Annotated in this window: 17 protein-coding genes; 14 read left to right on the top strand and 3 right to left on the bottom strand. The window is 68.3% G+C overall.

Annotated elements, in window-relative coordinates; genetic code table 11:
• Nucleotides 1-344 precede the first annotated feature (344 nt).
• Entirely contained in the window at nt 345-2012 is a 1668-nt protein-coding gene (locus DN412_RS25890; RefSeq protein ID WP_115214196.1) for a ShlB/FhaC/HecB family hemolysin secretion/activation protein, read from the bottom strand.
• Nucleotides 2013-2196: 184 nt separating this feature from the next.
• Nucleotides 2197-3780 carry a collagen-like triple helix repeat-containing protein gene (locus DN412_RS25895; RefSeq protein ID WP_115214197.1) on the bottom strand — a complete coding sequence of 528 codons (1584 nt, stop codon included), beginning with the start codon at nt 3778-3780 and terminating at the stop codon, nt 2197-2199.
• A 737-nt stretch (nt 3781-4517) separates the two neighbouring features.
• Here DN412_RS25895 and DN412_RS25900 point away from each other — a divergent pair.
• The 14 genes from DN412_RS25900 to DN412_RS25965 all read left to right on the top strand — a co-directional run bounded on the left by DN412_RS25900 (nt 4518) and on the right by DN412_RS25965 (nt 18685).
• The gene (locus DN412_RS25900; RefSeq protein ID WP_115214198.1) at nt 4518-5714 is read left to right on the top strand and encodes a collagen-like triple helix repeat-containing protein; all 1197 of its coding nucleotides are present in this window, start codon (nt 4518-4520) and stop codon (nt 5712-5714) included.
• 369 nt (nt 5715-6083) lie between these two features.
• Nucleotides 6084-6272, top strand: a complete 189-nt coding sequence (locus tag DN412_RS25905; protein ID WP_115214199.1) for a Flp family type IVb pilin — start codon at nt 6084-6086, stop codon at nt 6270-6272.
• A 7-nt stretch (nt 6273-6279) separates the two neighbouring features.
• Nucleotides 6280-6756 (top strand): A24 family peptidase, encoded by a 477-nt coding sequence (locus DN412_RS25910; protein WP_115214200.1) that lies wholly within the window; start codon nt 6280-6282, stop codon nt 6754-6756.
• Between the two features lie 72 nt (nt 6757-6828).
• The gene (locus tag DN412_RS25915) at nt 6829-7305 is read left to right on the top strand and encodes a TadE family protein (RefSeq protein WP_115214201.1); all 477 of its coding nucleotides are present in this window, start codon (nt 6829-6831) and stop codon (nt 7303-7305) included.
• A 50-nt stretch (nt 7306-7355) separates the two neighbouring features.
• Nucleotides 7356-8309, top strand: a complete 954-nt coding sequence (gene cpaB / locus DN412_RS25920; RefSeq protein WP_115214202.1) for a Flp pilus assembly protein CpaB — start codon at nt 7356-7358, stop codon at nt 8307-8309.
• A gap of 19 nt (nt 8310-8328) precedes the next feature.
• Entirely contained in the window at nt 8329-9738 is a 1410-nt protein-coding gene (locus DN412_RS25925) for a type II and III secretion system protein family protein (RefSeq protein ID WP_115214242.1), read from the top strand.
• Between the two features lie 47 nt (nt 9739-9785).
• On the top strand, nt 9786-11045 hold the full coding sequence (locus tag DN412_RS25930) for a CpaE/TadZ family protein (RefSeq protein ID WP_115214203.1): 1260 nt from the start codon (nt 9786-9788) through the stop codon (nt 11043-11045).
• A gap of 1 nt (nt 11046) precedes the next feature.
• Entirely contained in the window at nt 11047-12363 is a 1317-nt protein-coding gene (locus tag DN412_RS25935) for a TadA family conjugal transfer-associated ATPase (protein ID WP_115214204.1), read from the top strand.
• Complete coding sequence (locus tag DN412_RS25940; RefSeq protein ID WP_115214205.1) at nt 12356-13282, top strand: type II secretion system F family protein; 927 nt, start codon at nt 12356-12358, stop codon at nt 13280-13282. The genes DN412_RS25935 and DN412_RS25940 overlap by 8 nt, the downstream gene beginning before the upstream one ends.
• A 26-nt stretch (nt 13283-13308) precedes the next feature.
• Nucleotides 13309-14361 carry a type II secretion system F family protein gene (locus DN412_RS25945; protein WP_115214206.1) on the top strand — a complete coding sequence of 351 codons (1053 nt, stop codon included), beginning with the start codon at nt 13309-13311 and terminating at the stop codon, nt 14359-14361.
• 10 nt (nt 14362-14371) lie between these two features.
• The gene (locus DN412_RS25950; RefSeq protein ID WP_115214207.1) at nt 14372-15235 is read left to right on the top strand and encodes a tetratricopeptide repeat protein; all 864 of its coding nucleotides are present in this window, start codon (nt 14372-14374) and stop codon (nt 15233-15235) included.
• The gene (locus tag DN412_RS25955) at nt 15232-15606 is read left to right on the top strand and encodes a DUF3613 domain-containing protein (protein WP_115214208.1); all 375 of its coding nucleotides are present in this window, start codon (nt 15232-15234) and stop codon (nt 15604-15606) included. The genes DN412_RS25950 and DN412_RS25955 overlap by 4 nt, the downstream gene beginning before the upstream one ends.
• On the top strand, nt 15603-17282 hold the full coding sequence (locus DN412_RS25960; RefSeq protein ID WP_115214209.1) for a TadG family pilus assembly protein: 1680 nt from the start codon (nt 15603-15605) through the stop codon (nt 17280-17282). The genes DN412_RS25955 and DN412_RS25960 overlap by 4 nt, the downstream gene beginning before the upstream one ends.
• A 38-nt stretch (nt 17283-17320) precedes the next feature.
• Nucleotides 17321-18685, top strand: a complete 1365-nt coding sequence (locus DN412_RS25965; RefSeq protein WP_115214210.1) for a sigma 54-interacting transcriptional regulator — start codon at nt 17321-17323, stop codon at nt 18683-18685.
• Nucleotides 18686-18706: 21 nt separating this feature from the next.
• Here DN412_RS25965 and DN412_RS25970 read toward each other — a convergent pair whose 3' ends face one another.
• Nucleotides 18707-19063, bottom strand: coding sequence for a YgiW/YdeI family stress tolerance OB fold protein (locus tag DN412_RS25970; protein ID WP_115214211.1), 357 nt, complete (start codon nt 19061-19063; stop codon nt 18707-18709).
• Between the last annotated feature and the right edge of the window lie 27 nt (nt 19064-19090).

Here is a 19090-nt window from a genome sequence, read left to right on the forward strand (position 1 = left end):
TCGACACCAATGCGAGCAATCGTGTTCATGGTTTCCCTCCTTCTTGGAAGCTGGACACATTGCAAACCATGATGGCACGGAATCGTGCCAGTGGCCTGAAGGCGAGGCTCCTTACCAATTCAAATTGGTGGCCAGCCGCCAGAGGCGACGCGTTTTTTGGTTACTTTTTGTCGCTCGGACAAAAAGTGACTCGCCCCTTCAGGGGCGAAACCCGGACCGTCAATCCATCCACAAACGCCAGCCGCAAGCCCTCAAAACAAACCCCAACAACCAAAAAAAACGGCCGACGCAAACCTGCCGCCGGCCGGGTACGGGGAAACTTTGTAAGCCCAATAGCGCCCAGTTCAATCAAACTGGTACGAATAAACCATATTGATCCGCGGCGACCGATGACTCGCATTGGTCGGCTTGTCCCCCACCGGCTGCGCCACCGACAAATCCAGCGTGTAGTAGCGCCGGTCCGAGAAACGCGCCCCAATGGCCACCGACGACAGCCTGCGGTGCGACAGCGACACGCTGTTGGAATACACGCGCGCCAAATCGGCCGACACATAAGGCTGAATCGTGCGCAGGTAGGTCATGTCCGGCAGGAACAGCCGGCTGATTTCCGCCGAAGCGCCCCAGCCCTTGTCGCCCGCCACTTCCCCAGCGGGATAGCCCAGCCCGAAGAAGCGCCCGCCAAAGCTGATCTGCTCGCCCGAGGCCAGCCGGCTGCCGCTGTACTGGCCGGCCGCGGCCACGGTCAGGCCGAAGCCCGCGAGCAGGTCTTTCGATTGCGACAGCAGCAGCCGCGTGCGGAAGAAGCTCAGGTCGTTGGTGTTGTTCTGGCGGTTGGCGCCCAGCGCATCGAAGCCCTTGTACAAGCCCAGCGTGGCGTTGCGGCTTACGCCTTCGCCGCGCTGCGCGTAGGTCAGCTCCGCGGTGGCCACGCGCACATTGGTGCCGAGGGTGACGCGCGTGCCGGTGGCGGTATGGGTATAGCGCTCGAACTGGTCGGCGCCGTAGAAGCCGCCAGTCACCGTAAGGGAATGCGCGTTGGACAACAGCAGCGGATAGCTCAGCGTGCCGCCGATGCGCTTGGTGTCGTTGACGTAGCGCGGGTTGAACCCGATCGGCTCCAGCGTGGCGTTCTGCGGCACGCCACGGTAGTGTGACGCATTGAGCCGCGCGATCATGCCCTCGGTGCCGAGCGGCTGCGCGTAGCTGGCGGCGTAGTACTCCTCGCTGTCGCGGCCCTTGGGGAACAGTGCCGATACCGAGATCTGCTCGCCCAGCGGCGTCAGGCTGTTGGTGGTGGCGGTGGCGATGGCACGCAGGCCCGGCGACATGTATTCGATGCCGGTGCCGAAGGTGAACGGCTTGCGCTTGACGTCGAGCACCATCTCGCAGGCGCCGTCGGTGGTGGTCGGCGGCTGCACCGTGGCCGCCACCTGCAGCCCCGGCTGCAGCGCCAGCGCATTGACGTAGTGCTCGAAGCGGTCCTGGCGCAGCGGGCGGTCCTGCTGCAGCTTCTCGGCGATGGCGCGCAGGCGGCCCTCTGCCGGGCCCGGCTTGCCGGTGACCGTCACCTTGGCCACATAGCCCTCGACCACGGTGATCAGCACATCGCCGTTGGCAAAATCCTGCGCCGGCACGAAGGCAAACGACAGCGGATAGCCGCGGTCCTTGTACATCTGCGTCACCGTGTTGGCCGCTTCCAGCAATTGCGCCACCGTGATCTCGCGGTTGGCCAGCGGCGTGAACTGCGCGGCCACCTCCTCGAACGGCAGCGTCTTCGCGCCCTCGATGCGAAAGTGCCGCGGCATCAGGCGTGCGTTGAGCAAGTCCTGCATGGCCGACTGCGGCCGCTCGACCTGCACGGTCACGCTGCTGTCGGGCCGGGCCGGTGCAATCTTCGGGAGCGTCTGGGTCGGATCGCCCTGGACCGGGCTGCGCGGATCGGCCAGGACCAGGCCGTGATGGAACGCGCCGACGCCGACCAGCAGCGCGGCAACGCGATGACGTGCACGCATGGCAATACCCCTGTAAGGAAATACTGCGGCTATTGACGTCGCGTGCCACTGGCGCGGGGATTGCCGCTACCCCCGGGCGCCTGCTGTCCGATGCTGCCAGCTCAGCGCGTGGCCGCTACGTTGAAATCTGGTGTGCTCCGCTGCCAGCGATCAGGCGATCGCCAGGGCAGCGGTCAAGGCTGGATTACTTCTGGCCGAGCGCGCCGGTCAGCCCGCCGAGCAGGCCGCCAACCAGGCCACCGATCGGACCGGTGGTCGAGCCCTTGCCGGTCGTGCTGCCGGCGGTGGTCGTGGCACCGCCGGTCACGGCGGAGACCACACTGGTGACGGGCGCCAGCGGGCTGGTGGTGCCAGTGCCGGTCGTGGCGCCGGTGACGCCGCCGACCACGCCATTCACCACGCCGCCGACCGCAGTGGTGACCGGCGCCAGCGGCGATCCGGTGCTGCCGCCGGTGGCACTGCCAAGGCCGCCTACCGCGCCGCTGACGAGAGAGGTGACCGGCACCAGCGGCGAACCGGTGCTGCCGCCGGTGGCGCTGCCAAGGCCGCCTGCCGCGCCGCTGACAAGGGAGGTGACCGGCGCCAGCGGCGTGTTGGCCGTGGCGGAGGTGAGACCGCCGGTGACGGTGCTGACCAGGCTAGTGACAGGCGCCAGCGGCGAACCCGTGCCGCCAGCGCCTGCACCGCCTCCCAGCCCCCCGGCCAGCGCAGTTACCGGTGCCAGTACCGGGCTCAGCGCGCCCAGGCCGCCGCCGCTGGCGGGGCCGTTCGTCGCGCCGCCGAGCGCGGCCACGGTCGTGCCGGTGGCGTTCACCACGCCGCCGGCGCCCGAGACCACTGGCGTGTTGGTCTGTTGCAGCTTGCCGCCGGCCGTGCCCAGCGCGCTGCCCACGGTCGCCAGCAGGCTGTTGATCGGGGCGCCCAGGCCCGTGGCCGCGCCCAGCGTCTGCGTGGCGCCGGTTAGCTGGGAGGTGATCGGCACGATCAGCTTGCTGGTGGTGGTGGTCACCTGCTCGACCGCGCCGGTCGACAGGACCGTGGTCAGCGTCGCGCCGGTGTTGCTCACCGTGTTGCCGAGCGTATTCACCACCGCGCCCAGCGGCGAAGTCAGCGGCGCCAGCGGGGCAAGCTGGCCGGTACCCAGGCCGCTGACCGCCGTGCCGGCGCCGGACACGGCCTTGCCGAGGTCCGTCACCACATTGCCGGTGCTGGCTACCGTGGTGCCGACCGGGTTGGCCGAGTTGGGCATGCTGCCGAGGCCCGTTTGCAGGCCTGTGGCCAGCGCCCCCACGGCATCACCGGTGGAGGCCACCACGCCGCCCAGGCTGCTTTGTGTCTGGGCCGGCACCAGCGGCAGGTTGGCGCTGCCAATCTGGTTGCCGAGGTCGCTGACGGCGCTGCCAGTGTTGCCCAGTACCGTGCCGCCATTGTTGATGACGGCGGCGGTCGGGGTCAGCGCGGCGGGCGTGTCGCCACCGCCATTGTTTCCGCCGTTATTGCCACCGTTATTGCCGCCGGTGCCACCAGTACCACCCGTGCCGCCGCCGGCCAGGTCGGTGCCGCCGCCTGTGCCACCCGTACCGCCCGTAGCGCCGCCCGTACCGCTCGTGCCAACGGTATCCGCATTCTTGGTGCCGCCACTGGTTCCGCCATTGGTGCCCGCGGTGTCGCTGGTGCCCAGGGAGGTCGATCCGTTGCCGCTGGCGCAGCCGCCCAGGGTCAGCAGGGTTGCAAGGAGTGCCGTTGCGGCGAGTTGTTGTTTGCGCATGATGTGTTCCCTCATTCCCGTCGTTTAAATCGCTCGGCCGCGCAACGCGTTCGTCTTCTGCGTGCTGCGGTGACGGTTATGGCGCAATCGGTATGCCAGCCCGTTGGAGCGCTACCGCACAGACCCCGCAAAAGTCGGGTATGCGGCCCGCAAAGCCTTGCGGGATGCGCGCTCCAGGGCCGTGACGGAAAACGCCCCGGGTCGTGCCAGGCGTGGGGGAAAGGGGGCGGCGCGTTACGCGTTACGTAACGTGTGTCGTGCGCAGGGAACAAAACAGCGAGGGCGATGGGGGGCGGCGACGGCCGTCCGGACCTGGATAGCGCGCCATGCCGCAACGTTCCGCAATCGATCGCGGCATGCCGGACTGCTGCCTCGTGTTCCCGTGCTCCGGGAACACGTTACGTAGCACGTAACACGTTTGTCGCCGGCCGTGACGTTGCACGAGTCCTCTGCGCGGCCACCTCGTTTCGCCCTGCAACCCGCGCCACGCAAGGCACGCAACGCGCCACCCTGTCTGCGCGCCAGCGCACCTTGCGGTGCTGGCACGCACCTTGCCATTCGTTGTCACGACGCGCCGACGATCCCGCGTTCCACCGTGCCGCAGTGCCTGTTCGTGGCGGTTGGCCGGAGAGCAAAGAGCGGGACAGCGGCGAGGCTCGTCTGCAATCCCATGCGGCGCACCCAAGCAAAGACAGGACGGCCCGGCAGCGCCTGGCCAACCAGACAGGAGAAGAACAATGAAGACCAAACATCCGGCGCAGCATTCCATGACCTCACTGGCCGCGGCCGGCGTGGCCGCCATTGCCTTGTTGATGGCCGGCTGCTCCTCGAGCGGCGGCGGCAGCGGCGCCAATCCGCAGCCCAGCGGCGGCGGTGCCGACCTGCCGGTTACGCCCCCGCCCCCCGCCACCGTGCAGAGCACGTCGACTGGCAAGGTCACCGAGAGCACCGGTAATACCGCGGTGGCGACGGGCAACGCTGTCAGCGAGATCGGCAAGTCCATCCAGGACGCGCCGCTGCCGCTGCTGCCCGCCCAGGCGCGCCAGGGGGCCGGTGGGGTGGTGGTCAATGCCGGCGAAGCAGTCGGCGCGCTCGGCGCAGGCGTGCGCGACGGCCTCGGACGGATGGGCTCGGTCGATAACCCGGTCGGTGTGACCGTGGCCAGCACCGGCAACGTGGTCCGCGAAGTGGGCGACACCGTGGTCAGCGGCGGCTCGCTGGTGCAGGGCCTGGGTACGGAGAAGCTGGCGCCGCTGGCACCGCTGACCACGCCGGTGGGCGGCCTGGTCCAGAAGGTGGGTGCCGCGGTGCAGGGCGGCGGCGACAAACTGCAAAGCGTGTTGGGCGACGGCGCCGTCGCGCAGGTCACCAACTCGCTCAGCAAGGTCATCGTGCCGCTGACCAGCAAGGCTACCGACAGCACGCAGACGGTGGGCGCGGGCACGCGCCTGGGCGAGCCGGCCAACGGGCTGCTCTACAAGGCCGGCAATACGGTGGCCACCGGCGGCAGCATGCTCAGCAACAGCCAGGCACCGGTGGTTTCGCCGCTGGGCGGCGTGGTGACCGAGGCGGGCAAGGCCGTTGCGGCCGCCGGCGTGCTGCTGCAGGGCAACGGCCAGGCAGGCGGCAATCCCCTGGGCGGCCTGTTGAACAACGTGCCGCTGGCCAGCACTGGTGTTGGCCAGGGCGCAGACAGCAGCCAGGGCGGCAATCCGCTGGCGGGCGTGCTGAGCAACCTGCCGTTGGCCAAGACTGGTGGCGGTGAGGGCGGTTCAGCGGGCGGCGGCGCGCTGGGCCCGGTCAGTGCACTGCTGGCGCCGGTTACGGGCCTGGTCGGCGGCATCAAGAGCGGCGTCGGCGGCACTACGGGTGGTGGCTCCAGCGGCGGTGACAGCAAGCCGCAACTGCCGATTCTCGGGGGCCTGCTGCACTGAAATGTCTCATCCCTGATAGGTGTTTTCACGGTGCGCTGTCGCTCATCACCCCGTCGCAGCGCATCTTTTTATTCTGCCTGGCTTTGCGGGTGCAATGACCGCAAAGCCAGGCTGCAGGCCGGTTTCGCGCTGGCCTGACTGCTCTTTAACAACCTGTGACCCGGGCGTGCCGGGTCGTTTCAAACGGGCGTTTTGACCCCTTTGGGTCATTGCCATCACCCGTAGGAGGGGTATGGTTGAGACATAGCATGTCTTATAAAAAAGCGCAGCAAGCGTGAATAGTCACTTAAAGAGCGGGCCACAGAGCACCGTGATAATCGAATGGGGTGGGCGTGATCGCGGCCTTTGATCACATCGGGAGTGTCAATTATGAAACGACTCATTACACGCTTTATTAAGGATGATCGCGGGGCGACGGCTATTGAATATGGGCTGATCGCGGGGCTCGTGGCGCTGACCGTCGCGGTGGGAGCCACCACGCTCGGCGAAAATGTCAGAGACGGATTTACGAGTCTGGGCCAAAAGGTCACTGTTTGGCTTGGCAAGCCAACGACGTAAGACCGACATGATTGCCGCGCTCCTCTGCGCGGCGACTCTATATACAGATCTTGCTCATCGGCGCGTTCCGAACACCTTACTGGTGGCTGCCGTGCTCGCCCTCGGACTGGCACTACTCGCTGGGCAGGCAACGGAACTTGCGCTGGCCACGCGCCTGATTGGCGCGGGGCTGGGCCTTGCCGTCACCTTGCCGGTCCATGCCCTCGGGCGCATGGCGGCAGGCGACGTCAAGTTCCTGACGGTGGCGGGGCTGTTCACCGGTCCGCAAGGACTGGTGGTGGCATGGGTCGTCGGCAGCCTGCTCGGGCTGGTGCACGCGCTGCTGGCGCTGGCACTGGACCGTCGCGCGCCGGCCACAAGTCAGGCCATCGATTATCAGGAAAGCGGACCCATTCCAACGGCGCAGTTTTCACGGGCGCGCGGCATCCCGTATGCCGCGTACCTGGCCGTGGGTGTGCTGGCCTGGACGGCTGCTTGCCAATAGCCGGGCAGGCTAGAGGCAAGCAGGCTGCGCCGCCGGTCGGCGCGAAAGAACACCAAAGGACCGGGGCTTCGGATGTTGCTGCACGCAAGGGTCAACAGGAGGATCAACCGGCGCTGCCACGGTGCCGGCAGTGCTTCGATCGAGTTTGCGATCGTGGCGCCGGTGCTGATCACCATAGTGATCGGCATCGCCTACTACGGCATGGTGCTGGCACTGCAGCAGGTGCTGACCCTGGCTGCAGAAGAAGGCGCGCGCGCTGCGCTGCGCTATCCTGCGGGCGTTTCCGGCTCGGGCCTTGCGGCCACGCAGGCCGCCCGTGTCAATGCCGCGTCCGCGATGGCGCGCGGCACCCTTCCAAAATCCATCAGTGACCTGATTCCTGCCGCCAGTGTTGCGCAGGCGGTGCCCTGTGCATCCGGCTCCGCCGATGTCTGTGTGCAGGTCACGCTGAGCCTTCCCACCGCAAACATCCTCCCCGCCGTGCCGATGGTCCCGGTCCCCGCAACGCTGTCGGGCTCGGCAATGGTCCAGCTTTCACCTGATATCTGAGCCGCCATGCCCCAACGTCCCCACGCCATGCCCATCCAAAGGAATCTCGCATGACCAGCAAGCAGATCCGACTCCTGGCTGTGGTTCTGCTTGGCGTGGCCCTTCTGCTTGCGCTGCTGGCGTGGCAGGTGGGCCGCCAGCCGGCACAGGCGCCTGCGGCAGCGAATACCGCCAAGCCGCTGCATCCGGTGGTGGTGACCACGCGCGCGGCGGAGGCCGGCAAGCCGCTTGAAGCCGACGCGCTCAAGGTAGAGATGCTGCCGATCGACCCCGCCGGCGCCTACAGCGAAGTGGCGCGCGTGACCGGGCAGGTACCGCTGGTGGCGCTGGGCGCCAGCGTGCCGGTGCTCGAAGGCCAACTGCTGTCCGGCCTGGCCACGCAGGTGCCGGAAGGTCAGCGCGCGGTGGCGGTGTCTGTCGACGAGGTCATCGGCGTCGGCAACCAGTTGCAGCCCGGCGACTATGTCGACGTCTTCCTGGTGCTGCGGCGCGACCAGCAGGAGATCCCCGAAAGCCAGGCGCGCATGCTGCTGTCGCGCCTGCGCGTGCTGGCCTACGGCGTCGCCTCGGTCAACCGGCCGCAGAACGCCAAGCCGGAACAAATGATGGCGCGCCAGGAAGGCGCCAAGACGGCGGTGTTGTCGGTGCCGCTGGAACAGGTCAGCCGCCTGGCCATGGCACAGCAGTCCGGGCGCCTGATGCTGGCGCTGCGCAATCCGCAGGACGAAGCCATGCCCAGCGACGGCATGTTTGCCGACCCTCCGCCCGCGCTGGCGGCGCGCGCCGGCGTTCCCTCCAACGCCCCGCGCGCGGCGCCCGACAAGGCCATGGCCGGCGTGGTGCTGTCTGGCCTGGCCACCACCACTGGCGCTCAGGCCCCGCGCGTGCCGGCGGCTACGCCAGCGCCGCGGCCGCTGCAGGTTGCCGCGCCGCCCGTGCCGGCACAGGCAAGACAAAGCGCAGGCGTGGAAGTGATCCGCGCAGGCAAGCGCGAGATCGAATAAGAACGTGGGCGCCGACCAAATGCAAATCCGGAAAACACAAGCCCAAATCGTGGCCCTGCGCCGCCGGCTGATGCAGCTCGCGCTGGCCGCGATGCTGGCCACCACCGCATGGTGCGCGCTGGTGCCTCGCGCGCAAGCGCAGGACGCCGTGCCGGCGCGCCAGCTGCGCCTGATGGCCGGCGCGCAAAAGGAAATCCGCAGCGCGCAGCCAGTGGAGCGCGTGGCCGTGGGCAATCCGGCGGTGGCCGATGCGCTGGTGCTGCGCACACGCGGCGCGCCCAGCGTGCTGCTGGTGGCCAGGCAACCCGGCGTGACCGACGTGATGGTGTGGACGCGCGGCGCCGAGCCGTTGACCTACAACGTGCAGGTCGATGCCATCGCGCCCGATGCCGATGGCGCGAAGCTGAACTATTCCGCGGCCGGCGCCACCATCACCGGCCAGTCGCCCGATGCCTATGGCGCGGCGCGCGCGCAGGCCGCCGCGCGTGCGGCCACCACCGGCAAGGCCGACGGCAAGCCCGGCCTGGTGGTGGACCGCTCGACCGTGCCGCTCTCCGGCACCGTGCAGGTCGACGTCAAGGTGGTGGAGATCAGCAAGACCGTGCTCAAGGAAGTCGGCATCAACTTCTTTCGCAACAACTCCGGCTTTGCCTTTGGCACGTTCTCGCCGTCGACGCTGAACAAATTCACCTTCACCCCCGGCAGCGGCGGCGCGCCGGGAAGCTTCACGGCCGACATCTCGCAGCCGATGAGCAATGCCTTCAACCTGGTCGCGGCGTCGCTCACGCACGGCATCTTCGCCAACATCAGCCTGCTCGAAGCCAATGGCCTCGCGCGCGTGCTGGCCGAGCCCAGCCTGGTGGCGCTGTCGGGCCAGAGCGCCAGCTTCCTGGCCGGCGGCGAGATCCCGATTCCGGTGCCGCAGGCGCTGGGCACGACCACAATCCAGTTCAAGCCGTTCGGCATCGGGCTGACCGTGTCGCCCACGGTGCTGTCGGCCGACCGCATCGCGCTGAAGGTGGCGCCGGAGGCCAGCGACCTCGACCCCTCGCGCGGCATATCGATCAATGGCGCGGTGGTGCCGGCCATCGTCACGCGGCGCGCCGACACCACGGTGGAGCTGGGCGATGGCGAGAGCTTCGTGATCGGCGGGCTGGTCAGCCGCAACACTGTCAGCAACGTCAACAAGGTGCCGGTGCTGGGCGACCTGCCGGTGATCGGCGCCTTCTTCAAGAACCTGAACTTCCACCAGGAAGACCGCGAGCTGATGATCGTCGTCACCCCGCGTCTGGTGAAGCCAATGGCAAGGAACTCGCCCGCGGCGCAGGCCGTCGGCGCGGAGGGCCGTACCGACGCCAGCCCCAATGTATGGGGCTGGTATGTGCTGGGTGAATACGCGGACCCGACTTTGCCGGGTTTCTCGAAATAGCCGCCGGCCATGCCGGCTGGCATGGCCAACAGCCTTGAGGCGGAGAGATGGACTATTTTCTGTTGCACGCAACGCAGGGCGAAGTCAGGGACTGGCTGGGCAGGGTCCTCGGCGGGCTGGGCACGCTGGTGACCGATGGCGGGGCCCAGGAAGCTTTTATCGAGCGCGTGGCCGAGTTGCGCCCCGGCCTGGTGTTCCTGCATTTCTCGGCGGAACTGGCCGGGCAGTCGGCGCACCTGGGCGAGCAGTTGCTGCGGCTCTTTCCCGGCCTGCCGCTGGTGGCAGTGGGCCAGGCCGACGAACCGGGCATCATGCTGGCCGCGCTGCGCGTAGGCGTGAAGGACTTTATCGACCTGCGCGATGCGCCGGCGCAGGCCGAGGCCGTGGTCAAGCGCCTGGCCGTGCCGAGCGAGCAGGTGCGCCCGGCCGAGGCGGCGCGCCAGGGCAAGATCGTGGCATTGCTGGGCGCGCGCCCCGGCGTGGGCGTGACCAGCCTGGCGGTCAACCTGGCCGCGGCCGCGCGCCGTCGCCTGCCACGGCACGAGAAGACCGACGCCCGCGCCGAAGTGCTGCTGATGGACCTGGGCCTGCCGGCGCGCGACGGCGCGCTGTACCTGAATCTGAGCCCGGGCTTTCATTTTGTCGAGGCGGTGCGCAACCTGCGCCGCTTCGACCAGGTCTTCGTGCAGACCGCGCTGACGCGCCACAGCAACGGCGTGTGCGTGCTGCCGCTGCCCGCTGCACTGGGCGAGCTGCGCGACATCTCGTACTCCGAAGCCATCGGCCTGCTGGAGCGCCTGCGCGCGTTCTTCGACATGCAGATCATCGACCTGGGCGGGTTTGGCAATGCCGAATTCACCGCGCAGATCGTCAAGGCCGCCGACAGCGTGGTGCTGGTGGCCGACCAGAGTGTGGGCGCGATCGTCTCCGCGGCGGAACTGGTGCATGAGTTGCGCGCGCGCGAAGTGGAGCGCGATGACCTGCACTTGCTGGTGTCGCGCTTCGATGCGCGGCTGGGGGTGGACGCCGCACAGATCGCGCGCCGCGTGGACGTGCAGTCGGTGGCGACGCTGCCAGACAGCCGCGAGGCGCTGGTGCTGGCCATGAACCGCGGCGCGGTGCTGGCCGACGACGATCCGCACGACCCCTATGTGCGCGCGCTGGCCGATCTGCTGGTGCGCCTGGGGTATCGCGCGGCGGCGCCCAGGAACACCACGCTGCTGGCGCGGATCAAGAAAAAACTGCCCGGGGCGCTGCGCGCAGCGCTGGTCGCGCGCGGCGCGCGCACGGCACGCACTGGAAGCTGACATGACGCAAGCGATCGAATTCTCCGACAACGCCCCCGCACCGTTCCCGGTCTCGCAGGAATTCCACAACATCAAGGAAGCGGCGCACGAGCACCTGCTGACCCGCATCGAAGAGCTTGGCGCCGAGTTCGGCCGCTGGTCGCGCACCGCGATCCAGCACTTTGTCGACCTGGAGCTCGAGAGCTTCACGCGTCTGCGGCGCATACCCATCAACGAAGCCGAGCTGCGCCAGATCGCCGAGGCGCTGACCAAGGAGCTGGCGGGCTTCGGCCCGATCGAAGACCTGCTCAACGACCCCGCGGTGGAAGACATCCTGGTCAACGGCCACCTCGATGTCTACGTGTCGCGCCACGGCGTTCTGGAGCGCATTCCGGTGCGCTTCGCCGACAGCGGCCACCTGCTGCGCATCGTGCGCCGCATCCTGGCGCCGATTGGCCGGCGCCTGGACGAGTCCAGTCCGATGGTCGATGCGCGCCTGCCCGACGGTGGCCGCATCAACGTGGTGATCCCGCCGCTGGCGCTGGAAGGTCCGGTGGTGTCGATCCGCAAGTTCCGCAAGGACCCGATGACGCCCGCCGACCTGCAGGCGCTGGGCACCATGAGCCCCGAGATCGGCGACCTGCTGCAGGCCGCGGTGCAGGCGCGCTGCAATATCCTGGTGAGCGGCGGCACCAGTTCGGGCAAGACCTCGCTGCTCAATGCGCTGGCCACCTTCGTGCCGGCCACCGAGCGCGTCATCACCATCGAGGACACCGCCGAGCTGGCGCTGAACCACCCGCATGTGGTGCGGCTGGAAAGCCGTCCGGGCGGCTTCGAGGGCACTGGCGTGGTATCGATCCGAGACCTGCTGCGCAACAGCCTGCGCATGCGCCCCGACCGCATCATCGTGGGCGAAGTGCGCGGCGGCGAGGTGCTGGAGATGCTGCAGGCCATGAGCACCGGCCACGACGGCTCGATGGGCACCATCCACGCCAGCAGCCCGCGCGAATGCCTGTACCGGCTGGAGATGCTGGCTGGCTTTGCCGGCTTCCAGGGCAGCGAGCTGAGCCTGCGGCGCCAGATCGCGAATGCGATCGACTTTATCGTGCAGATCGCACGCCTGTCGAACGGCAAGCGCCGTATCGTCTCGATTACCGAGGTGACCGGCCTGGGCGACAACATCATCTCCACGCAGGAGCTGTACCGGCACGAACCCTACATGAACCCGGACGGTACCGAGACCGACCGTTGGCTCTCGCTCGGCCTGCTGCCGCACTCGCCCAAGCTGGCGCGCATGCGCGGGCCGGGCTTCATGCTGGACGACCGCTTCGATGTCTAGCGCCACGCTGCTGCTCGCCGCGCTGGCCCTGGTCATCACCGGCCTGGGCCTGTTGCTGCTCGCCAGCGCGCAGGCCCGCGCGCGCCGCGAGCAGCAGCAGGCGTTCCTGCAGGCGCAGACCGAGCAGGTGCGGATGCGCTATGCGCAGGCGCCGGACCCGTCGCTGCAGATGCCCGGGCGCGACCTGCGCCGCCGCTGGGATGACTTCCTGCGCCGTGCCGACCTGGCGCCCACGCGCCGCACCGCGATCATCTGGATCACCCCGGTGGTGCTGTGCACGCTGGCCGGCGCGGTGGCGGGGCAATGGCTGGGCGCGGTGTCGGTCTTCGTCGTGGCGGCGGCGGTGGCGGCATTCACGGCATGGAACCGCGTGCGCCGCCTGCACAAGAAGCTGCTGTCGCAGTTGCCCGGCTTCCTGGACGGCGTGGTGCGGCTGATGACGATCGGCAGCAGCGTGCCGGCGGCGTTCCAGAATTCGATCGCCAATACCGAGGCGCCGCTGCGCCAATGCCTGGTGCAAGCTATACACCTGCAGCGCGCCGGCAAGGAACTGGACCAGGCAGTGCTGCAGGTCGGGCGCACCTTCAAGGTCGAGGAACTGGTGCTGGTGGCTTCCGTGCTGCGCCTGTCGGTGCGCTACGGCGGCCGTGCCGATGTGGTGATGGAGCGCACCGCCGCCTTTATGCGCGACCGCGAGCAGGCGCAACGCGAGCTGATGGCGCTGTCGGCCGAGACGCGGCTGTCGGCGTGGATCCTGGGGCTGCTGCCGCTGGTGGTGGCCGGCGGCCTGTTCACGCTGAACGCGGGCTATATCATGATGATGTGGAAAGACCCCACCGGCAAATCGATGCTGCTGTCGGCGGCGGCGCTGGAAGTCGCCGGCGCCTTCATGCTGTACCGGCTGGCCAAGTCGATCTGAGCAGCACGGACACGGACATCGCCACCATGGACCGCCTGACGCTGATCTCGCTGAGCCTGTTCGTCGCCGCATGCGGCGTGGGCGTACTGACGCTGCCGCTGCTGCGCGACTGGCGCCAGCGCCGGCTGTCGGCGCGCACCATCGATTCCGCACTGGCGCGGCAGCGGGCGCAGGAGGTTGCCCAGGCTGCTCGCGCGGCCCAGGCCGCCGCCCCGGCTGCGCCCGGCGCCCAGCCCACGGCGAAGGCTGCAGCGGCGCCTGCCGCGGCCGGCGCTGCGCAGGGCAGGGCCGGTGCGGCCACGGGCATTGGCGCACAACTCGGCGCGCGCGTCGGCGAGCGCTTCGATGCCGACTGGCTGGAATCGCGGCTGGGCCGCGCGGTGGTGACGCCGGAAGACCAGCAACTGCTGGAGCAATGCGGCTGGTACGGCCCGCAGGCGCGCGTGGTGTTCGGCGTGCTGCGGCTGGCGCTGCCGCTGGGGCTAGCGCTGGTAGCCATGCTGTGGCATGTGGGCGCGGGCGCCTTGGCCGTGATCGCATGGGGCTTCGGCACGTTCGCCATGGCCTACCTGGCACCCAAGTGGTACCTGCGCCGCCGCGCCACGGCCCGCCTGCGCATGGTCGATGACGAGCTGTCGGTGCTGATCGACATGCTGCGACTGCTGCAGGGCGTGGGCCTGTCGATCGACCAAAGCCTGCAAGTGATCGTGGCCGAGTTCGGCGGCATGCTGCGCGTGCTGGGACCGGAGCTGGCGCGCGCCAACCAGCAGTTTGCCTCGGGCCGCTCGCGCGAGCAGACGCTGCTGCGCATCGGCCGGCTGTTCGACAGCGAAGACCTGAAAAGCCTGATCACGCTGCTGACGCAGGTGGACAAGCACGGCGGCGCGGTGCAGGAGCCGCTGCGCCAGTTCGGCCTGCGCATGCAGGAAGCGCGCAAGTCGCGCATGAAGGACGAGATCGGCCGGCTCACGGTCAAGATGACCGCGGTGATGGTGGTCAGCCTGCTGCCGGTGCTGCTGATCCTGACCGCGGGCCCCGGCTTCCTTGGGGTGATCCGCATGCTGGCACATATGAAATGAAAGGAATGCGATGAAGCGCTCAGTCGGTCCGGCGTTGGGCCGGGTCTGGAAACCGGCGGCGTGCCTGTTGCTGGCGGCGCTGTCCGGCTGCGCCGCCAGCAACAACGGGGCCGCGGCCATGCATGAGCAGGCCGAAGCCCAGGTGGAGCTGGCCAAGCTGCGCGACAAGACCGCGCGCGCCGAATACAGCGAGCAGGCGGTCTACCTGGGCCTGATCCGCAAGATGCAGCAGGACGGGCTGTACTTTGCCTCGCTCGCGCATATCGAGGTCTATGTCCAGCGCTTCGGCGCCGGACCGGAGATCCAGGTGATGCGTGCCGATGCGCTGCGCGAGACCGGGCAGGACAAGGCCGCCGCCGAGGCCTACCAGAAGCTGGCGGCCAGCGCCAAGGGCGCGGAGGCCGCGCATGCGCACCACGGGCTTGGCCTGCTGGCCGGGCGCCAGGATGACTTCGCGCGCGCTGTCACCGAACTGCGCGAAGCCGCGGCGCTGGACCCGGTCAATGCGCGCATCGCCAGCGACCTGGGTTATGCGCTGATGCGTGCCGGCGCGCTGCAGGACGCGCGCGTGCCGGTGATGCAGGCGCTTGAGCTCGATGCGCGCAACCCGCGCGTGATCAGCAATGCCGCGGTGTGGCTGATGGCCGACGGCAAGCGCGCGCAGGCCAACGCCATGATGCAGAAGGCCGCGCTGCCGGAGGCCACGCGCAGCGCCATCCGCAAGGAAGCCGACCGCATCGCCCGGGCCACTGCCACGCGCGACCGCGCAGCGGCACGGTCGGGCCAGCCGAAACCGGTGTCCGCCCCGGCCACTGCCGTGGCGGTCGTTGCCAAGCCAATTGCCGTCGCCGCACAAGAGGGCGCTACACCATGACAGCCAATCTCCTTACTGCCATCCGCAAGCCCGCCATGTGCGCGGCGCTGGCCCTGTCGGCGCTGGCGCCGCTTGCGCACGCGCAAACCGACGGCACGGTGACGGAAGCGGCCGCCGCCACTTCCTCCGGCATGCCGCAGGGCCGTCCCGCGCAGCGCGACATCGGTGCCGACACGCGCGCCGTCCTCGCAATCCAGCGCGAGGGCACGCAGGCCGGACCGATGCTGCCGATGCACGGCGAGCAGGCAGCGCTGGGCTATGAGCGCTACCTGAACAGCTTCCGCTTTGCACTGCCGGAGTTCTACACAGGGCAGGCCAACGCCAGCACCACGCGCTCCGGCTCCGCTGGCCAGATGCTGGGCGGCAAATGAGCTTGCGACCGTCGCGTCTGCGCAGGGCGCACCGATCCGCGCGCGGCGCCGTCAGCGTGATGGCGGCGCTGCTGATCGGCACCGTGGCGATCGCCGCGCTGGTCTCGATCGATGTCGGGCATGTGTTCATGCGCCAGCGGCAGTTGCAGAACATGGTGGACCTGGCGGCGATGTCGGCGGCGCAGCAGCTCAAGCGGGCGGACAGTGCGGCGAATCTCAACAGCGCCGTGCTGGGTACGGTCAGCAATATCGGTGCGAAAAACGGCTATCCGTCAGGCATTGCCATGGGGTGTGGCGATGCCACCGGCGGCAGCGCGGATGCCATGACAGCCTGTCTTGGTGTGTGGGATCCGGCGAGCGGCGGGCCAAGGCATTTCAGCGCCGCTTACAACCCGGCCCAGGTATCGCCAAATGCCGTGCGCGTACAGGCCACGCAGACTGTGCCGATCCTGTTTGTGATCAAGGGGGGCAGCGGACGCCAGCTGTTTGCTGAATCGATTGCCAGCGGCAGTCCGCCGGTGGCGGCGTTTTCGCTGGGCACCGGGCTATTGGATGTTTCCACGGCCAACAGCATGTTGAGTGTGCTGCTGGGCAATACGGTGAACTTGTCGTTGGTGGACTGGCAGGGGCTGCTTAATACCACGGTGACGCTGGATCAGCTACGGCTCAAAGCCAATGTCGGCACGGTCGACCAGCTGCTGAATACCTCGCTGAACCTGCGCGATTTCTACGCGCTGGTGCTTGGCGCGGCCGGCCGCGACGCGCTGCTGACGACGATGCTGGGCAGCCCGCCTACGGCGCTTGGTGCCAGTGGCGCGGCGGCGACGGTGTCACTGGCCAGGCTGCTTGATCTTGGCGTGATGGCGCCCGCGGCATCGTCGGCGGTGGAAGTGGGCCTGAATGTGGCGCAGTTGCTGCTGGCCGGCGCGCAGGTGGCGCGAGGGGACACGGCAGTCGCACTGCCGCTCAACATACCCAAGCTGCCCCTCGGCCTGGGTGGGATCAGTGCCAACCTGCGCGTGATCCAGCCGCCGGTGACGGCGGCGGGTCCGGCGCGGCAGCTCTCCAGCAACCCGAACACCTGGCAGACGACTGCAAGCTCGTCCCAGATAAAACTGACCCTGATGCTCCAGATTTCTGCCAAACCGGTACTGGACGCCAACCTGAACGTGCCGCTCTATCTTGACGTGGCCAGTGCCACTGCCGACCTGACCAAGCTGCAATGCGCGGCAAGTGCTGCGGACCGTCGTGCCACCATGCATGTCAGGAGCAGCCTCGTCACGGCGTGCCTGACCGATGGCTGCAAGGGCGGCGACGTGGTGCTCGGCCAGGCCAAGGTGGGGCTGCTCGACATTGCCGACGTGATTGCCACAGATGTGCCACGCTATGGCAACACGGTTGGCCAGGATGTCACGCTGGCACCGGGTGGGCACGCCCAGGTTGGCACCAGCGACCCGTTCGGTGGGTTGTTCTCGCAAGTGCTGGCCCTGAAGGTGCGGACCAGGCTGCTGGGCATCCTTAGCGTGCCCATTGACCTTGGCCCGTTACTCGCGCCGGTCGGGGCAGCGCTTGACGCGCTGATCCCGCCCCTGCTCGCCAGCCTGGGAATCCAGCTGGGCACCGCCGATCTCTGGGTCCACAGCATCGACTGCAACAATGCCGAACTGGTGTACTGAGCCATGGAAGCGACAAACCGCCTGATGGCAGAAATCGAATGAAGACAGACCGCTGGGCCTACGAAAACCTTGAAGTCTATGTGTGGGAAGGCAAGTACGAGATTGCCGACCGCGTCACGCGTTTCCTGGCACCGCTGGGCGTGGATGTGATCCGCGCCGGCGCGCTCGAAGCCCTGCCCGCCGAGCCGCGCGTGAAGCCCTGCATCGCGGTGATCAGCGTGTCGGTGATCGGCGCCGCGCGCTTTTCGCTGGACTGGGAGGCCGCGCATGGGATGCCGGTGATCTGGGTGGCCGGACCCGGCCGCGAGAGCGATCCCGGCCGCTTTCCGCCGGAGTACGCGCATATCCTCGCCGATGACTTCACCGGCGCGGACCTGCGCAGCCAGATCGGCAAGCTGTTGCCGCAACTGCTGGCCACGGACGCGCCCGGCGAGCGCGAGGCCGACCTGGTGGCCGGTTCGCCGGCAATGCGCCAGCTGCTGCAGCATGTGGAAACCTTTGCCGACTTCGGCAGCAACGTGATGCTGTACGGTGAGACCGGCGCGGGCAAGGAACGCATCGCGCGCCTGTTCCATGAACGCAACAGCACCTATGGCAAGGGCCCGTTCGTGGCGGTCAACTGCGGCGCGATTCCGGACGGCCTGTTCGAATCGCAGTTCTTCGGCCATGCCAAGGGCGCGTTCACCGGCGCCTCGTTCGCGCACCGCGGCTATTTCGAGCAGGCCAACGGCGGCACGCTGTTTCTCGATGAAATCGGCGACCTACCGCTGTTCCAGCAGGTCAAGCTGTTGCGCGTGCTGGAAGAGAACGTGATCACGCGGCTGGGCTCGACGCTGGCGGTCAAGCTGGATTTCCGGCTGGTGGCGGCCACCAACAAGGACCTGCGCGACGCGGTGCGGCAGGGGCGCTTCCGTGCCGACCTGTTCTTCCGCCTGGCCGTGATCGAGATGCGCATCCCCAGCCTGGAAGAGCGCGGACCGGCCGACAAGGTGGCGCTGCTGCAGTCGTTCCTGCGCCATATGCTGGGAGCATCCGGCTTCGACGCGCTGCCGCCGATGCCGGACTGGCTCAAGGGCGCGGTCGGCACCGCCTACTTCACCGGCAACGTGCGCGAGCTGCGCAACCTGGCCGAGCGTGTGGGCATTACCGTGCAGCAGACCGGGCATTGGGATGAGGAGCGTATCCGGCCGCTGTTCCGCTCCCTGCACCCGGGTGCGTTCGATGGCGGCGAGCGCAACGACCTGCGCGCCGATACGGAAGAACGCCGCCGCATCCTGGCCGCGCTCGATGCCAATGGCTGGCGGCGTCAGGACACGGCGGCTAGCCTGGGCATCAGCCGCAAGGTGTTGTGGGAGAAGATGCGCAAGTACCAGATCGCCGACAGCGAGGCCGAGCCAGTCTGAGCGCGCGCATCAGGACACGCCTCACTGCAGGCGGATCTCCTTCACGTCGAAGTGCGATTCGCCGATCAGCTTCTTGTCGTATTCGCCGACCAGTTCCACCGTGGTCTGCGCATCCACCGGCTTCTGCGCCGGCCAGAGCCTGGCCTTGATCTTCACCTTCATCTGGCCCGTGCCGTCCGAGAACAGGTAGCGCTCGTCGCCGACGCTGCTGACGATCTTGCCGCGCAGCACGGCATGCTGGTCGTCCTTGCCTTCGGCCTGCAGCGCCTTGACGGTCATGACGGGCACCGCGGACGGGCCGGTGTACTGGGCGCTGGCGCCGGCTGCGGCGAGGCCCAGGGCGAGAGCAAGGGCGGTGGCGGTCAGGATGCGTTTCATGTGCGTTCTCCGTTAACTTCATGATCT

This window comes from Cupriavidus lacunae (assembly GCF_003353055.1).
In the GTDB taxonomy this organism is placed as follows: domain Bacteria; phylum Pseudomonadota; class Gammaproteobacteria; order Burkholderiales; family Burkholderiaceae; genus Cupriavidus; species Cupriavidus lacunae.

What these genes read in the sequence shown, in the direction of transcription:
- DN412_RS25890 (WP_115214196.1), bottom strand. Translation starts at nt 2,012, where the DNA reads ATGCGTGCACGTCATCGCGTTGCCGCGCTGCTGGTCGGCGTCGGCGCG.
- DN412_RS25895 (WP_115214197.1), bottom strand. Translation starts at nt 3,780, where the DNA reads ATGCGCAAACAACAACTCGCCGCAACGGCACTCCTTGCAACCCTGCTG.
- DN412_RS25900 (WP_115214198.1), top strand. Translation starts at nt 4,518, where the DNA reads ATGAAGACCAAACATCCGGCGCAGCATTCCATGACCTCACTGGCCGCG.
- DN412_RS25905 (WP_115214199.1), top strand. Translation starts at nt 6,084, where the DNA reads ATGAAACGACTCATTACACGCTTTATTAAGGATGATCGCGGGGCGACG.
- DN412_RS25910 (WP_115214200.1), top strand. Translation starts at nt 6,280, where the DNA reads ATGATTGCCGCGCTCCTCTGCGCGGCGACTCTATATACAGATCTTGCT.
- DN412_RS25915 (WP_115214201.1), top strand. Translation starts at nt 6,829, where the DNA reads ATGTTGCTGCACGCAAGGGTCAACAGGAGGATCAACCGGCGCTGCCAC.
- cpaB (WP_115214202.1), top strand. Translation starts at nt 7,356, where the DNA reads ATGACCAGCAAGCAGATCCGACTCCTGGCTGTGGTTCTGCTTGGCGTG.
- DN412_RS25925 (WP_115214242.1), top strand. Translation starts at nt 8,329, where the DNA reads ATGCAAATCCGGAAAACACAAGCCCAAATCGTGGCCCTGCGCCGCCGG.
- DN412_RS25930 (WP_115214203.1), top strand. Translation starts at nt 9,786, where the DNA reads ATGGACTATTTTCTGTTGCACGCAACGCAGGGCGAAGTCAGGGACTGG.
- DN412_RS25935 (WP_115214204.1), top strand. Translation starts at nt 11,047, where the DNA reads ATGACGCAAGCGATCGAATTCTCCGACAACGCCCCCGCACCGTTCCCG.
- DN412_RS25940 (WP_115214205.1), top strand. Translation starts at nt 12,356, where the DNA reads ATGTCTAGCGCCACGCTGCTGCTCGCCGCGCTGGCCCTGGTCATCACC.
- DN412_RS25945 (WP_115214206.1), top strand. Translation starts at nt 13,309, where the DNA reads ATGGACCGCCTGACGCTGATCTCGCTGAGCCTGTTCGTCGCCGCATGC.
- DN412_RS25950 (WP_115214207.1), top strand. Translation starts at nt 14,372, where the DNA reads ATGAAGCGCTCAGTCGGTCCGGCGTTGGGCCGGGTCTGGAAACCGGCG.
- DN412_RS25955 (WP_115214208.1), top strand. Translation starts at nt 15,232, where the DNA reads ATGACAGCCAATCTCCTTACTGCCATCCGCAAGCCCGCCATGTGCGCG.
- DN412_RS25960 (WP_115214209.1), top strand. Translation starts at nt 15,603, where the DNA reads ATGAGCTTGCGACCGTCGCGTCTGCGCAGGGCGCACCGATCCGCGCGC.
- DN412_RS25965 (WP_115214210.1), top strand. Translation starts at nt 17,321, where the DNA reads ATGAAGACAGACCGCTGGGCCTACGAAAACCTTGAAGTCTATGTGTGG.
- DN412_RS25970 (WP_115214211.1), bottom strand. Translation starts at nt 19,063, where the DNA reads ATGAAACGCATCCTGACCGCCACCGCCCTTGCTCTCGCCCTGGGCCTC.